Raw genomic sequence first — 15,036 nt, forward strand, 5'->3', positions numbered from 1 at the left:
CATCGAACGAATCCTCCGCCCGGCCGCCGATCAAGATGCTCGATAGCATCGCGGAGTTCGGGCATCGCTATCCCGCCTGGATCGTCGATATCTGGGGTGTCATGCATGACGGAATCAGCGCCAACGAGGCGGCGGTTGCAGCTACGGCAGGGTATCGCGCACAGGGCGGCATCGTGCTGCTGCTGTCGAACTCGCCCCGCCCAAGTCCCGAGGTTCAGACCCAGCTCGGCGCCCTGGGTGTCATCGAGAGCGCTTACGACGACACTCTCACATCCGGCGACCTGACGCGGCACGAGCTGGAGAAGCGTCCGGGGGTGAAGGTCTTTCACCTCGGTCCGGAGCGCGACAAGCCGATCTTCACGGGTCTGGATGTGCGCCTCGTCGATCACGAAGACGCCGAGCTCATCGTCTGCTCGGGCCTCTTCAACGACGATGTCGAGGGGCCGGCGGACTACAACGATCTCCTGAGCAATCTTGCCGCGCGTAAGCTTCTCATGCTCTGCGCCAACCCGGATCATATGGTCGAGCGCGGCGACGAGCTGGTCTACTGCGCCGGTGCCCTCGCCGATCTGTATGAGGATTTCGGAGGGGAGGTCAGCTATTCGGGCAAACCCTATCAGCCGATCTATCAGCTGGCCCTGAAGAAGCTCGGGGATCTCGCCGGTCGCCAGCTTGCGCCCCGTGAAATTCTCGCTGTGGGCGACGGCATCAATACGGATATGCGCGGTGCGGCGGAGGCGGAGCTGGATGCGCTCTTCATCGCCGGCGGATTGCATGCATCGGACCTGAAGACGATTGCGACCGCAGACGGCGGCGACCTTTCCGAGCCATCCGACGATGTGCTGTATGATGGAGCTCTGCTGACGAGGCTCTTCGCCGATCAGCAGCTGCCTGTCGCCGCCATGCGGAAGCTGGCCTAGTTCAGCTCTTGTCGCCGAACATGGCGTCGACGCTGGCCTGACTCAGGCGCTCGTCCTGAGCTTCGGCCTCTGCCGTGGGGATCATGGCTTCCAGCCGCTTCGACATGAGCAACTTGACGATGGCCGTCGCGCTGGTGACCCGCTGCCCGACCAGATCCTCGAATCCGCAGGCGGTCATGATCTCGATCGCAGCCGCTTCGGCAGCCGCCTGACGGTCGCCAGCGTCGGCGGAATCGAGGCTTTCCAGCAGGCCTTCGCAGGCGCTCAAAATCTGTTCTGCCGCGGTATTGGCCCGTGTCCGGATGGCCTGCAGATCGCGAAGGGCCTCCGCAAGCTGCGCCATTTCATCGGCCGGGATTTCTGCCTCGGCCCGAGAGCCGTCACGGCCACGCCATTCGGAAGCGATCTTCTGACCCATTTCGTCCCTGCACTCGACTTACTTGACTACGTGCCGACGCCTACTTGCCGAAGATCGCTTCGATCTTGGCGCGCAGCGTGGTGGCGTTGAACGGCTTAACGATGTAGCTGTTGACCCCGGCATGCCGGGCCGCCACGACGTTTTCCGCCTTGGATTCTGCCGTCACCATCAGGAACGGCGTCTTTTGAAGAGAGTTGTCGGCGCGAACCTCACGCAGGAACTCGTAGCCGGTCATCGGCTCCATGTTCCAATCCGAGATCACCAGGCCGTAATCGTTCTCCCGCATCATGTTGAGAGCGGCGCTCCCGTCGGATGCTTCGTCGACATTGGTGAAACCAAGCTGTCGAAGGAGATTGCGGATGATGCGGACCATGGTCCGGTAATCGTCCACCACCAGAACGCGCATATTCGGATCAAAGCTCATCTTGCGTCCACCATGCCCGAGGCTTGCGTTGTAGCTGGCCAGTTGCGGGTCCCCCAAGAGCACCATCGGCTTTCCCTCGCGTCATCGCTAAAGTGAATAAGACTAAGCCATTGCCGTGAACGGACCGTTAAGGGTGCGAAGCTGCCGTTTGCAGTGCGTCGGGTGCTTCTGTAGTTTGCGCGCCGACCGCCAAGGAAGGACCACGCGATGCAAGACACCCCGACTGCCCAGGCCAAATCCGAAACTCTGGGCCACGGCTACTATTTTGAGGATCTGAAGGAGGGCATGGAGGAAAGCTTCTCCAAGGTCATCTCCGAGAAGGATGTCGATGAGTTCGCCGTACTGTCGGGCGACGTCAATCCCGTCCACCTCAGCGACGAGTTCGCCGGTGGCACAATCTTCAAAAAGCGCATCGCTCACGGCTTCCTGACCGGCAGCTTGATCTCTACGGTGCTCGGCACCAAGCTGCCCGGGCCCGGCTGCATCTATCTCGGCCAGGACCTGAAGTTCATGGCGCCGGTCTATCTCGGCGATGAGGTTACGGCGACCGTGACCATCCAGGGCCTGGATCCCGACAAGCGCCGGGTCGTCTTGAACTGCGTTTGCAGCGTGGACGGAAAGGCCGTGTTGTCCGGTATTGCCGTCGTGATGGTCGACAGCCGCAACAAGAAGCGGTAGAGCCCTCACCGCACGGAACTGGGGGTATTTGTAAGATGGATGTGGTTCACGGCTGGCGCGACGTGCCGGCTACGGTGAGGGATTCGGTGGTTGCCATCGGCAACTTCGACGGCGTGCATCGCGGTCATCAGACCGTGATCCGCCGCGCCATCGATATTGCCCGCGCCGAGAGCCGCAAATCCGGCGCCATCCTGTTCGAGCCCCATCCGGTCGAATTCTTCGCGCCCGAGAAGCCTTTCTTCCGCCTCACGCCGCTGCCCGTGAAATTGGAGCTCTTGTCCGAGCTCGGCCTGGATGAGGTCATCGTCCTCGATTTCGATGCAGTGCTATCGGCCCTAAGCGCCGACGACTTCACCAAGCAGGTGATCGCTGAAGGCATCGGCGCCAGCCACGTCGTCGTCGGCTACGATTTCAATTACGGCAAGGGCCGCAGCGGCTCGACCGAGGATCTGAAGCGCCTGAGCGCCGAGCTCGGCTTCGACGTGACCGTGGTCGAGCCCGTTACCGGGGAGGGCGGCACCTATTCCTCCAGCCGCGCCAGGGATCATCTGCGCCGCGGGGAGGTCCGCGAGGCCGCCGGGACCCTCGGTTATTGGTGGCGTATCCGCGGGCCCGTGGAATCCGGCGCCGGCCGCGGCAAGGGTCTCGGCTTTCCGACCGTCAATCTCAAACTCCACCCGGGCCAGGATCTGGCCCACGGCATCTATGCCGTGCGGGTCGTCGTCGATGGCCAGCCCTACGATGCGGCGGGCTATCTGGGCAAGCGCCCCACCTTCGATTCGGGAGCGCCGATATTCGAAGCGTTCCTGTTCGATTTCGATGGCGATCTCTATGGCAAGACCGTCGAGATCCAGTTCATCGACCATATCCGCGAGGACCGGACCTACGAGACGCCGGAAGCCCTGTCGGAGCAGATGGACCTCGACTGCAAGGAAATCGAGCAGGTGTTGCGCACCGCCCCGAAGAGCCCTGTTGCCGGCGGGATCTAGCCAACACCCATCCGGACCGGCCCAGCTCATGGGGCACCGTCTCTACTGGATTGTCCTGTGCGCGGTTGCTAGAAGGCGTTGAGTTTCGAGCCCGACGACGCGAACCGAAGCATACCCATCATGGCGAAGGATGATGCGGCGCCTAAAAAGCGCGCCGCCGGCAAAGCTGCATCTGCCAAGGCGGATGACAAGGCGCCGGTAAAAAGCCGGAAGTCTAGTGCTGCGCGGGCCACCACCAAGGCAATCTCGGCGGTAAAGAGTTCCGCGGCCATGACGACTGCTGTCGAGAAGGCAGCGAAAAAGAAGGTGGCGTCCAAGCGTCCAGCCACCAAAAAGGCTGGGAAGGCATCGCCGAAGTCGCTGGCTGCGCCGCCGGCAAACCGGGCAGCGACGGGAGCGAAGACCAAGGCCAAGGATAAGACCAAGTCAGCGAAGAAGACAACGAAGTCCGAGCGCCAGGTCCCTGCGGCGTCCAAAAAGCCATCCACTGCTGCAAAGGCGTCTGCTGGGAAGAAGACCAAGAGCGGTCCAAAGCAGACTGAGCCAACGAAGACGGCGGTGAAAGCGCCGAAGACGACAGCCAAAAGCTCATCCAAGGCGGCTGGAACGTCTGGAAGCAGGGCCGCAGCCAGGGAAAATACCGCTCCCAATAGCAAAGCCAAGCGTCAAACCAAGGCTGCACGAAAGGCTCGGCCCACGCCAAGGCGGGCGGAAGCGGCGGTTTCGCAGGCGAAATCCCCATCATCCGCTGCCAAACCTCAGGCCAGGACGTCTGCGGCGAAACCGACTGAGGCCAGATCTGCGGAGGTGACGTCCGCGGTTCGGAAGCCTGCCAGTAAGAAGGCTGCGTCCAAGCTGGGGGAGACGAATGCGTCGGGAGCGGGTAAGAAGCCTCCCCGTAAGATTCAGGCGAAGTCGACTCCGGCGCGGGATCATGCCTCTCGTAAGGCTTCCCGGCCTCCGTCGGATCCCAGACCGCCAAGGCCCGATCCATCGCTTCAAAGAAATTCTTCAAAGATGACAACTCCACCAGCCGATAAATCAGAGCTTGCCTCAAATAAGACGGCGGAGCCAGCCTCCGGCTCCAAGGAAGAGTCGGGACGCAACTGGAGCGACACGCTCTTTCTGCCCAAGACCGACTTCCCCATGAAGGCCGGGCTTCCGCAGCGCGAGCCGGAGCTCATCGCCCGTTGGAACGAGATCCGGCTCTACGACCGCCTTCGCGAAGAAGCGAAGGGGCGCGGCAAGTTCGTGCTTCACGACGGTCCGCCCTACGCCAACGGCCATCTTCATATCGGACATGCCCTCAACAAGACGTTGAAGGACGTGGTCGTCCGCTCCCAGGGCATGATGGGCAAGGATGCGCCCTACGTGCCGGGCTGGGACTGCCACGGCTCCCCATCGAGTGGAAGGTTGAGGAGGGTTTCCGCGACAAGGGCAAGAACAAGGACGAGATCCCGATCAACTCCTTCCGGCGCGTCTGCCGGGAATTCGCTGAGAAATGGGTGAAGATCCAGTCCGAGGAATTCCAGCGGCTGGGCATGCTCGGCGACTGGGACAATCCCTATACGACCATGGCGTTCGAGGCCGAGGCGACCATCGCCGCCGAGCTGATGAAGTTCGCCCTCAACGGCACCCTCTATCGCGGCTCCAAACCGGTCATGTGGTCCGTCGTCGAGAAGACCGCCCTCGCCGAGGCCGAGGTCGAGTATCAGGAGGTCGTCTCCGATACGATCTTCGTGAAGTTTCCTTTGACCGGAGCCAGCTCCGGGAATCTCGATCCTCATGAGCTCCTTGGCGCCTCCATCGTCATCTGGACCACGACGCCCTGGACCATCCCAGGCAACCGGGCCATCGCCTATTCGCCGAATATCGAATACGGCCTCTACGAGGTGACGGCTGCGCCGGATGACAACTGGGCAAAAGTTGGAGACCGACTGATTGTTGCGGATTCCCTTTCGGAGAATCTGAAGACTGCAGCGCGGATCGAAGAGTGGCAGCGCCTGAACTCGGTTTCTCCTGATACTCTTAAGTACTCGCACGCAGCCCATCCGTTGAGTGGGCGAGGTTACGATTTCCGTGTTCCACTTCTTCCCGGCGACCACGTGACCGCCGAGACCGGTACCGGCTTCGTGCACACCGCACCCGGCCATGGCATGGAGGATTTCGAGCTCTGGGAAGACAAGAAGCGTCTGTTGGAAGAGCGCGGCATCGACACCGCGATCCCCTTCACCGTGGACGCTGGAGGCTTCTTCACCGACCAGGCGAAGGGCTTCACGGGCAAACGCGTGCTGAACGACAAGGGCGAGAAGGGCGATGCCAACGAGACCGTCATCGCAGCCCTGAAGGATGCCGATGCCCTGGTGGCCCGTGGCAAGCTCCGCCACGATTATCCCCATTCCTGGCGTTCCAAGAAGCCTGTGATCTTCCGCAACACGCCTCAATGGTTCATCGCCATGGACGAGCCCATCGAGGGCAGCGTGGATAGCTTGCGCGATCGCGCGCTCCGCTCCATCCGCGAGACCCGCTTCGTGCCGGCTTCGGGCGAGAACCGCCTGCGCGGCATGGTGGAGTCCAAGCCAGACTGGGTCGTCTCCCGCCAGCGCGCCTGGGGTGTGCCCATCACCGTCTTCCGTCATCCCGAACGGGGCGAGATCGCGCCGGGCCCGAAATTCGGCCATTCCGAGGAACTCGTTGCCCGTATCACGGAGGCGTTCCGCACCGAGGGCGCCGATGCCTGGTTCGCCGACGGCGCCAAGGAGCGCTTCCTCAGCGGCCTGGTGGACGATCCGGCCCAGTGGGAGAAGGTCGACGACATCCTCGATGTCTGGTTCGATTCCGGCTGCACCCACGCCTTCGTGCTGGAGCAGCGCGAAGACCTGCAATGGCCCGCCTCGCTCTATCTCGAAGGCTCCGACCAGCATCGCGGCTGGTTCCAGTCCTCGCTTCTGGAGTCCTGCGGCACCCGCGGCCGCGCGCCTTACGACGCCGTGCTCACTCACGGTTTCACCATGGACGAGCAGGGCCGCAAGATGTCCAAGTCGGCCGGCAACACCACCGCACCCCAGGACGTCATCAAGCAGTCCGGCGCGGAGATCCTGCGTCTCTGGGCCATGTCCTCCGACTATTGGGAAGATCTTCGCATCGGGCCTGAGATCCTGAAGGCCAATGTCGACGCCTACCGCAAGCTGCGCAACGCGGTCCGCTTCATGCTCGGCAATCTCGCCCATTACAGGCAGGATCTGCGCGTCTTCCCCGGCGACATGCCCGAGCTGGAGCGCTACATGCTGCACCGGCTGGCGGAGCTCGATGTCCAGGTCCGGGCGAATTACAACGCCTTCGACTTCAAGCGCGTCTTCCAGATGCTGTTCAATTTCTGCGTCAACGATCTGTCGGCGTTCTACTTCGATCTCCGCAAGGATGCGCTCTACTGCGAGCCCTATGACAGCCCGACGCGCCGGGCTGCCCTGACTGTGCTCGATCAGCTCTTCACGACCCTTACGGCCTGGCTGGCCCCCATGCTCTGCTTCACCATGGAGGAGGCCTGGCTGAACCGGTTCCCGAGCGACAAAGGCTCCGTCCACCTGCGCCACTTCCCGGACATTCCGGAAGAATGGCTCGACGAGGAGCTGGACCGGAAATGGCGCAAGGTGCGCCAGATCCGGCGCGTGGTGACCGGCGCCCTGGAGATCGAGCGCCGCGAGCGGCGCATCGGCGCCAGCCTCGATGCCGCGCCCAAGGTCTATATCGCCTATCAGGAGTTGCGTGCCGCGCTCTCCGGCCTCGATCCGGCGGAGATCTTCATCACCTCCGCGCCCGCCTCCTCATGGGCGAGGGACCGGAGGATGCCTTCCGTCTGGACGAGGTGGCGGGCGTGGCCGTCGAGGTCGAGCTGGCTGAGGGACGCAAATGCGCCCGCTCCTGGAAGATCTCCGAAGATGTCGGCAGCGATCCGGATTTCCCCGATCTCAGCCCACGTGACGCCGAGGCGTCCGCCAGTTCGAAAAGCGCAAGGCTGCGGAAGCGGCGGAATAGGGGACGAAGATGGCGATGGAGCGGGAAGAGGCCGAGCACGCAGGTCCGGCGCCGGTCATTCAGTGGGCGAATTTCAGGCTCGGTATGATCGTGGCCCTCGTCTCCCTGATCCTCGATCAGGCAAACAAGCTGTGGCTGATCTTCTCATACGACATCGCCGAGAAGGCGCCGGTGACCCTTGCCCCGTTCTTCGACCTCGTCATGGTTTGGAACCGCGGCATCAGCTATGGCCTGCTGCAGCAGGACTCCGATTTCGGCCGCTGGGCGCTCATCGTGTTCGCCCTCGGCGTCTCCATCGGGCTGGCCCTATGGCTGTTCCGCCTGGAGACGCGGCTCGCCGCCATCTCCGTCGGCCTCATCATCGGAGGCGCCATCGGCAACGCCATCGACCGCATCGCCTATGGGGCGGTGGCCGATTTCTACTCCATGCAGATCTTCGGCTTCGACTGGTACGTGTTCAATCTGGCCGATTGCTGGGTGGTTGCCGGGGTCGTCGGCCTTCTTTATGACTCTTTGTTCGCGCACCATAAAAAGGTCTCAAACCGTTCTAAACTGTAAGAAAATCTCGGTCTGAAACGAGTTTTTCCGCCGACTTTTGAGGGAATTGTGGGGCAACGCCTGCTGAGAGCCGGAATTTCTGCGAACTCGCGCTTTGCGCGCGGAGTGGCGGCTGCGTGCCTTTCAGGTTGCGTGCTCACCCTTGGCGGCTGCGGCGGCGTCGAGTTCCAGGGCAAGATCTTCGACTATGCGGGCCTTTCGGGCGAACGCAAGCAGGAGGACGTGCAGATGTCCGAGCGCGCGCCCCTCGTCATCCCGCCCAACACAAACCATCTTCCGCCGCCCGGCTCCGGGCCGGCCACGCCGGCGAGCTGGCCGACGAACCCCGAGGTTGCCGCCCGCGAGGCCGAGCAGCAGCGCCGCGAGGAAGAGAAGAAGACCGCCGAGACCCAGGACGCGCTGAACCCCTATGCCGGCAAGCCCACCTTGCTGGACAAGCTTTTCGGCCGCGACAAGGAAGAGACCGCCGAGGTTGCCGCAGTGCCGGAGCCGGATCCCTCCGCCTCCATTCCGCCGGTCAACAGCCGGTCCCAGGGCGCGCCGCAGCGTAATGCCTATAAGCCTCCCACCGAGGGCCCGACCCCGCTCACCCGGGACGAGGAGGAGGAAGAGCCGAAGGCTTCCACATATCAGTCCGTCAACGACGGCTCGTATCGAGGTCTTTAATGGCATTCCGGCAGGGCGCCGTTCTCGTCATCGCGCTGCTCTGCGGACCGCTTACATCGGCGCTGGCTGAAGAGGCCGCGACGAGCCAAAAGCCTGCCCAGGACGTTCAGCAGGACACCGTTGGACAAAGCGCTTCAGAAGACGCTTCCGGCGACCCGGCGAAGCCCAAATGCGAGATCGCCGAGGTCAATCCCGTGACCGGCCATGCCATCTGCATCAAGCCCATCGGCGCGCCGGTCGAGAAGCCGCCGGAAGTCGACGATGCCGGCGACTGCCTGCCGGGCGACGAATCCACGGCGGATTGGAGCTGGAGCTCCAAATGCCGCCCCGAAACCGTGGGTCAATGACCGATCCGTTAGGTGTACCGCTCCGGCTTCCGTGCTATCACCTTGCCCATGACGAAATCTGTTCATGGTGGGCCCGCAAAGCCCCGCTCCGCCAGCACTTTTGGCATGTCTGAGGCGTTGAGCGCCGAAGACAGCGTGTCTGCGCGCAAGGTCCACGAGTTCTTCCTCGATAACGGCCTGCAGGTGATCGTGATCCCCGATCACCGCGCCCCCGTCGCCACCCAGATGCTCTGGTACAAGGTCGGCAGCGCCGACGATCCCAAAGGCATCTCGGGCCTTGCCCATTTCGTCGAGCATCTGATGTTCAAAGGCACCGAGGCAAACCCGCCCGGCCAGTTCGCCAAGGTCGTGGCGCGCAATGGCGGCGAGTTCAACGCCTTCACCCGCAACGATGTGACCGCCTATTTCGAACGCGTCGCCCGCGACCGCCTTCCCACGGTCATGGCCCTGGAAGCCGACCGGATGAGCAATCTGCGCTTCTCCGATGATGAGGTGAAAAGCGAACGGAACGTGGTGCTCGAGGAGCGCCGCTCCCGCGTCGAGAACGCTCCGAATGCGATCCTACAGGAGCGCATGATGGCGGCACTCTTTCCCGGGCATCCTTACGGCATCCCGGTGATCGGCTGGTATGAGGAAATCGAGGGCTTCTCGCCCGAAGCCGCGGTCGCGTTCTACAAGCGCTACTACGCGCCCAACAACGCCGTGCTGGTGATCGCCGGCGACGTGACGCCCGACGAGGTGCGCAAGCTGGCGGAAGAGAATTTCGGTTCGATTCCCGCGAGCGAGACGTTGGAGCCGGTCCGCGTGCGGCCCGTCACGGCAGCTCCCTCCGAGCCCGTCGTCATCCAACTTGCTGATCCGCGCGCCGGCCGCATCACCGTGCAGCGTTATTTCCCCGTTCCGAGCTATCCTTCGGCTAAGCCTGGCGAGGCCGAGGCTCTCGATCTCATGATGCGCATCGTCACCGGCGGCGCGGCGGGCAAGCTCTACCGCCGCCTCGTGGTGGAGGAGAAGTTGGCGGCCACCGCCGGCGGCGGCTATGTCCGTCCGCTGCGCGATGCCGGCATGCTGGCTTTCGATGCCATTGCCGCGGAGGGCGTGACCGCCGAGCAGCTCGAAGAGGCTATGACGCGCTTCATCGCCGAGCTCCGCCAGGGCAGCGTCACCCAAGCCGATCTCGATCGGGCCAAATCGTCCTACCTCGCCCAGTTCGTCTATGCCGCGGATAGCCAGGACGAGCTTGCCGGCCATTACGGCGGCTTCCTCTCCGCAGGCCTGACCCTGGACCAGATCGAAGCCTGGCCGGCGCGGATCGACGAGGTCACCGTTGCCGATATCGAAAAGGTGGCGGCAACCTATCTGGATCCGGCGCGTTCCGTGACCGGCATCCTAGAACCCTCCGCCGAATCCCTCGCCGCTTAGAGACCTCGTTCAGCCGATCCCATGGATATTCAACGCATCACCAGCCCCGGCGGGATCACGGCCTTTCTGGTCGAGCATCACGACAACCCGCTGATCGCCCTCCGCTTCGCCTTTCGCGGCGGCTCCGCCCAGGATCCGCAAGGCAAGAGCGGGCTGGCCTATTTCGTCACCGGCATGATGGATGAAGGCGCGGGCGACATGGATGCCGCCGCCTTCCAGGAGAGGGAGCAGGAGTTGGCCGTCCATATGGACTTCAACGCCGCCCGCGACCTCGTCACCTGCAGCTATCAGACCCTGACGGCGCGGAAGGAGGAGGCCTTCGATCTTCTGAAGACCGTGCTCACCGAACCCCGCTTCGATGAAGACGCAACCGAGCGTGTGAAGGGGCAGATCCTCGCCGGCCTGAAGCTGGATCAGAACAACCCGGTGAACGTGGCGTCGCGCGCCTGGAGCGAGCTGGCCTTCGCGGGCCATCCCTACGGCCTGCCCATAAAGGGTAGCTTCGAGACCGTGCCGTCGATCATGCCGGATGATCTCAAAGGCTACGCCGATCGAGTTTTCGCCCGCGATAATCTCATCGTCGTGGCCGTCGGCGATATCGATCCCGAGACCCTGGCCAAGGATCTCGACCACATCTTCGGTGGTCTGCCGGAGAAATCCCAGCTCGCGCCCGTGCCCGATGCCACCCTTGCGGCAGGCCCCGTGCGCGAGGTGGTCGAGATGGACATTCCCCAATCCATCGTGCAGTTCGGTTTGCAGGGCGTCATGCGCGCCGATCCCGACTTTCTGCCGGCCTATGTGCTCAACTACATCATCGGCGGAGGCGGCTTTAACAGCCGGCTCATGGAGGAGGTCCGCGTGAAGCGAGGGCTGGCCTACTCGGTGAATTCCCATCTCTTCCCGTTCCAGCACGCGGCCGTCTTCATGGGCCGCGTGGCGACCAAGAACGAGGCGGTCGGCGAATCCCTGGACGTCATCAAGGAGCAGCTTTCGCGCATCGCGCGCGAAGGCCCCACCGAAGAGGAGCTCGAGGACGCCAAGCGCTACCTCACCGGTGCCTATGCGCTCCGCTTCGATTCCTCCAGCTCCATCGCGAACCAGCTTCTCTTCCTGGAAGTGGAGGGTCTTGGCGTCGATTACGTTCACGAGCGGAACGGACTGATCGAGGCGGTGACCCTCGACGAGGTCAAGCGGGTCGCCCATCGCATGCTCGACGCCGACCGGCTGATCACCACCATCGTCGGCAAGCCGGTCGAGGCCGTGCCCGATCCGGCGCACGCGATGGCGTAGCGCAAAGAAAAACATCAGCGGAAATCGAAAGCAGGGCAGGGCGACATGGCATTCAAGCAAGGCATCGACGGCTGTCTGGAGCAGAGCATCGGCGCGGGCGGTCTTTCGGACACCGTGCTCGACCAGTATCTGGAGAAGCTCGGCCCCCGCATGCACTCGCTCCATGAGGCTTATGAGTCCGGCTCCCTGCCGATCCTCCGCGTGGCCGAACGGCGTGACGATATCGAGCCGATGCGTGAAGCCTTTGAAAAGCTCACCGAGGGCGCAAAGACCATCGTCTTCTTCGGCACCGGTGGCTCCAGCCTCGGCGGCCAGACTATCGCCCAGCTCGGCGGTTGGGACATTCCCGGCGACAATGGCGGCCGGTCCGGACCCAATCCCCGAACGCGCTTCTACGACAATCTCGACGCCCGCACCTTGGAGCGCGCGCTCGCCAATCTCGACCTCGAGACCACCCGCTTCATCCTGATCTCCAAATCCGGCGGCACGCCGGAGACCCTGGTGCAGTCCATGGCAGCCCTTCAGGCCGTGCGCCACGCCGGGCTGGAAGACAAGGCCGATCAGCTCTTCCTCGGCCTCACTGAGCCCGCCCAGGACGGCAAGAAGAACGGCCTGCGCGATCTTTGCGATGCGTTCGGCATCCCGACCCTGCCCCACGATACGGGCATCGGCGGCCGCTTCTCGGCCCTGACGAATACAGGCCTTCTCGCCGCGCTCGCCCGGGGCATCGATCCGGTCGAAATCCGCGAGGGCGCCGGCCAAGTCATCTCCGCGCTCATGAGCGACAAGAACCCCAGGGACTTCGCCCCCGCCATCGGCGCCGCGCTTCAGATCGGCCTCGCCAAGGAGAAGGGCGTGAAGGCGACCATCATGCTGCCCTACTCGGATAGCTCGGCCACTTCGCCGCCTGGTTCGTCCAGCTCTGGGGCGAGAGCCTCGGCAAATCCGGCGAAGGCACCACGCCGGTGGCGGCCCAAGGCCCGGTCGACCAGCATAGCCAGCTTCAGCTCTACCTTGATGGGGCCGAGCAGCACCTCATCACCGTGCTTCGCCCCGGCGGCGCCGGCACGGGGCCGCGCATCGCGCCGGACCTCGCCAAGACGGCCCATGCCGACTACCTCGCCGGCAAGACCGCGGGCGACCTCGTCGCCGCCCAGCAGAAGGCCATCCCAGAGGCTCTGATCGAGGCTGGCCGCGCCGTCCGCACCATCGATATCGAGAGCTTGGACGCCAAGACCCTCGGCGCGCTGCTCATGCATTTCATGCTGGAGACGATCCTCTCCGCGCACCTGTTGGACGTCGACCCGTTCGACCAGCCGGCCGTCGAAGCGGGCAAGGTGCTCACCCGGAAATATCTGGGGGCTTGATCCTCGTCCGGGGGACCGGTGGAAAACTTCTCGGCCCCTTCGCCAAACCGCATTTGAGGCGATAATCCTGGCCCATGTCAGTGTCCGGACAGATTCGCCAGCTCCCGCCCGACCTCGTGAACCGTATCGCGGCGGGCGAGGTGGTCGAGCGGCCAGCCAGCGTCGTGAAGGAGCTCGTGGAAAACGCCATCGATGCCGGCGCCACCCGGATCGATATCTCGGCGACCGGCGGCGGCCTGGGCCTGATCCGCGTGGCCGATGACGGTCGCGGCATGGACGCGGACGATCTGCAACTTGCCGTGGAGCGCCACGCCACATCCAAGCTCGCCGACGAGACCCTCTCCCAGATCGCAACTCTCGGCTTCCGGGGCGAGGCGCTGCCCTCCATCGGCTCCGTGGCCCGCCTCACCATTCAGAGCAGGGCGGACGGCGCTGGCCACGCCCACGAGATCACCGTCGATGCAGGAGCGAAATCGCCCCTGAAGCCGGCCGCCCTCAATGGCGGGACCACCGTCGAGGTGCGCGATCTCTTCTACGCGACCCCGGCGCGCCTGAAATTCATGAAGTCGGAACGGGCCGAGACGGCCGCTATCACCGATACCGTCAAGCGCCTGGCGCTCGCCCAGCCGGAAGTGGGATTAAGCCTCACCTTCGGAAGCCGCGCATCCTTGCGCCTTTCGCCTTGTCAGCCCGGCCTGCTGGACGATGCGCTCGCCCGTGTAGGGCGCATTCTCGGCGACGATTTCGTGCGTGACGCCATGCCCGTGAAGCTGACCCGGAACGGCATCACGCTTCAGGGTTTCGCCGGCCTGCCCACGCTCCATCGCCCCAACGGCATGCAGCAACATCTGATCGTCAACGGGCGCCCGGTGAAGGACAAGCTCCTCGCCGGGGCGGTGCGCGCCGCCTATGGCGACTACATCCCGTCAGGCCGCTTCCCGCTCCTGGTCCTCTACGTGACGCTCCCGCCCCACGAGGTGGACGTGAACGTGCACCCGGCCAAGGCGGAGCTGCGCTTTCGGGATGCCCAGACCGTGCGGGGGATGATCGTCTCCGGTTTGCGCGATGCGTTGGGGGCTGCCGGTCACCGCGCAACCAACACCCTGTCCGACGTGGCGCTGGCCAGGCTGAGCGAACGGGTGAATGGGCCTATCGGGGGATGGGCACCCCCCGCCAACGCCCCATACAGCCAACCTTACCGCGCGTCCGACCGCGCCCTCTATGGCATGGCCGAGCGCGCTCAAAGCCCGTTGGGCGAGATCGACCGGCCGAGCGCCGATACCCGCCCCAGCGATGCAGCCGAACCTGCGGCGGACTCGAATGGCTCACCGGTCGACTACCCCCTCGGCGCGGCCCGTGCTCAGCTCCACGACACCTTCATCATCGCCGAGACCGAGCAATCCCTGATCATCGTCGATCAGCACGCCGCCCACGAGCGCCTGGTCTACGAGCGGCTGAAGAAGAGCTACGCCAATGGCGGCATCGCCCGCCAAATGCTGCTGATCCCGGAGATCGTCGAGCTGGACGAGGACCGCACATCGCGTCTGATCGAGGCGGCGGATAAGCTCGAGCTGCTCGGCCTCGTCATCGAGCCCTTCGGCGGCGGAGCCATCGCCGTCTGCGAGACGCCCGCCATCCTTGGCCAGGGCGATGTGAAGGGGCTGGTCTCCGATCTGGCAGACGAGCTTTGCGACGAGGAGACCGACGCCCAGCTCCTCGCCGAGCGCCTCGACCACGTGCTCGCAACCATGGCCTGCCATGGCAGCGTCCGCGCCGGGCGCAGGCTCAACGGCGAGGAGATGAATGCGCTCCTGCGGGATATGGAGAAGACGCCGTATTCCGGCCAATGCAATCACGGCCGGCCCACCTATGTGGAGCTTTCGATGGCGGAGATTGAGAAGCTGTTCTCCAGGCGCTAGCCG

Annotated in this window: 14 protein-coding genes and 1 pseudogene; 12 read left to right on the plus strand and 3 right to left on the minus strand. The window is 64.0% G+C overall.

Going from position 1 to position 15,036, the window contains the following annotated elements; genetic code table 11:
- Positions 1–35 precede the first annotated feature (35 nt).
- Positions 36–920 carry a TIGR01459 family HAD-type hydrolase gene (locus tag A7A08_RS09225; protein WP_069095317.1) on the plus strand — a complete coding sequence of 295 codons (885 nt, stop codon included), beginning with the start codon at positions 36–38 and terminating at the stop codon, positions 918–920.
- Between the two features lies 1 nt (position 921).
- Here A7A08_RS09225 and A7A08_RS09230 read toward each other — a convergent pair whose 3' ends face one another.
- Both A7A08_RS09230 and A7A08_RS09235 read right to left on the minus strand, forming a co-directional pair.
- Positions 922–1,338, minus strand: coding sequence for a hypothetical protein (locus A7A08_RS09230; RefSeq protein WP_069095202.1), 417 nt, complete (start codon positions 1,336–1,338; stop codon positions 922–924).
- Positions 1,339–1,378: 40 nt separating this feature from the next.
- Entirely contained in the window at positions 1,379–1,762 is a 384-nt protein-coding gene (locus tag A7A08_RS09235; protein ID WP_069095318.1) for a response regulator, read from the minus strand.
- A gap of 207 nt (positions 1,763–1,969) precedes the next feature.
- On the opposite strand from A7A08_RS09235, the gene A7A08_RS09240 reads away from it, so the two are divergent.
- Together A7A08_RS09240 and A7A08_RS09245 are read left to right on the plus strand one after the other, a co-directional pair.
- On the plus strand, positions 1,970–2,440 hold the full coding sequence (locus tag A7A08_RS09240; protein ID WP_069095203.1) for a MaoC family dehydratase: 471 nt from the start codon (positions 1,970–1,972) through the stop codon (positions 2,438–2,440).
- Between the two features lie 35 nt (positions 2,441–2,475).
- On the plus strand, positions 2,476–3,429 hold the full coding sequence (locus A7A08_RS09245; RefSeq protein WP_069095204.1) for a bifunctional riboflavin kinase/FAD synthetase: 954 nt from the start codon (positions 2,476–2,478) through the stop codon (positions 3,427–3,429).
- Between the two features lie 68 nt (positions 3,430–3,497).
- Here A7A08_RS09245 and A7A08_RS09250 read toward each other — a convergent pair whose 3' ends face one another.
- Positions 3,498–4,091 (minus strand): hypothetical protein, encoded by a 594-nt coding sequence (locus tag A7A08_RS09250; protein WP_069095205.1) that lies wholly within the window; start codon positions 4,089–4,091, stop codon positions 3,498–3,500.
- A gap of 484 nt (positions 4,092–4,575) precedes the next feature.
- Here A7A08_RS09250 and ileS point away from each other — a divergent pair.
- The 9 genes and pseudogenes from ileS to mutL all read left to right on the plus strand — a co-directional run.
- Positions 4,576–7,094, plus strand: a pseudogene (gene ileS, locus A7A08_RS09260) (isoleucine--tRNA ligase); the annotation flags it as partial.
- Between the two features lie 454 nt (positions 7,095–7,548).
- Positions 7,549–8,022: a signal peptidase II gene (lspA, locus tag A7A08_RS15595; protein WP_245290872.1), complete on the plus strand. Its 474-nt coding sequence runs from the start codon at positions 7,549–7,551 to the stop codon at positions 8,020–8,022.
- Positions 8,023–8,154: 132 nt separating this feature from the next.
- Positions 8,155–8,688: a hypothetical protein gene (locus tag A7A08_RS09265; protein ID WP_069095208.1), complete on the plus strand. Its 534-nt coding sequence runs from the start codon at positions 8,155–8,157 to the stop codon at positions 8,686–8,688.
- Entirely contained in the window at positions 8,688–9,035 is a 348-nt protein-coding gene (locus A7A08_RS09270; RefSeq protein ID WP_069095209.1) for a hypothetical protein, read from the plus strand. The genes A7A08_RS09265 and A7A08_RS09270 overlap by 1 nt, the downstream gene beginning before the upstream one ends.
- A gap of 105 nt (positions 9,036–9,140) precedes the next feature.
- Positions 9,141–10,457, plus strand: coding sequence for a M16 family metallopeptidase (locus A7A08_RS09275; protein ID WP_069095210.1), 1,317 nt, complete (start codon positions 9,141–9,143; stop codon positions 10,455–10,457).
- A 21-nt stretch (positions 10,458–10,478) separates the two neighbouring features.
- A complete protein-coding gene (locus A7A08_RS09280) occupies positions 10,479–11,747 on the plus strand; it encodes a M16 family metallopeptidase (RefSeq protein ID WP_069095211.1) in 1,269 nt (422 codons plus the stop codon).
- Between the two features lie 45 nt (positions 11,748–11,792).
- On the plus strand, positions 11,793–12,929 hold the full coding sequence (locus tag A7A08_RS09285; protein ID WP_245290860.1) for a phosphoheptose isomerase family protein: 1,137 nt from the start codon (positions 11,793–11,795) through the stop codon (positions 12,927–12,929).
- Complete coding sequence (locus tag A7A08_RS16835) at positions 12,929–13,114, plus strand: hypothetical protein (RefSeq protein WP_245290873.1); 186 nt, start codon at positions 12,929–12,931, stop codon at positions 13,112–13,114. Before A7A08_RS09285 ends, A7A08_RS16835 begins: the two co-directional genes overlap by 1 nt.
- Positions 13,115–13,188: 74 nt before the next feature.
- On the plus strand, positions 13,189–15,033 hold the full coding sequence (gene mutL, locus A7A08_RS09290) for a DNA mismatch repair endonuclease MutL (protein ID WP_069095212.1): 1,845 nt from the start codon (positions 13,189–13,191) through the stop codon (positions 15,031–15,033).
- Positions 15,034–15,036: the final 3 nt, after the last annotated feature.

The organism is Methyloligella halotolerans (genome assembly GCF_001708935.1).
Classification (GTDB): domain Bacteria; phylum Pseudomonadota; class Alphaproteobacteria; order Rhizobiales; family Methyloligellaceae; genus Methyloligella; species Methyloligella halotolerans.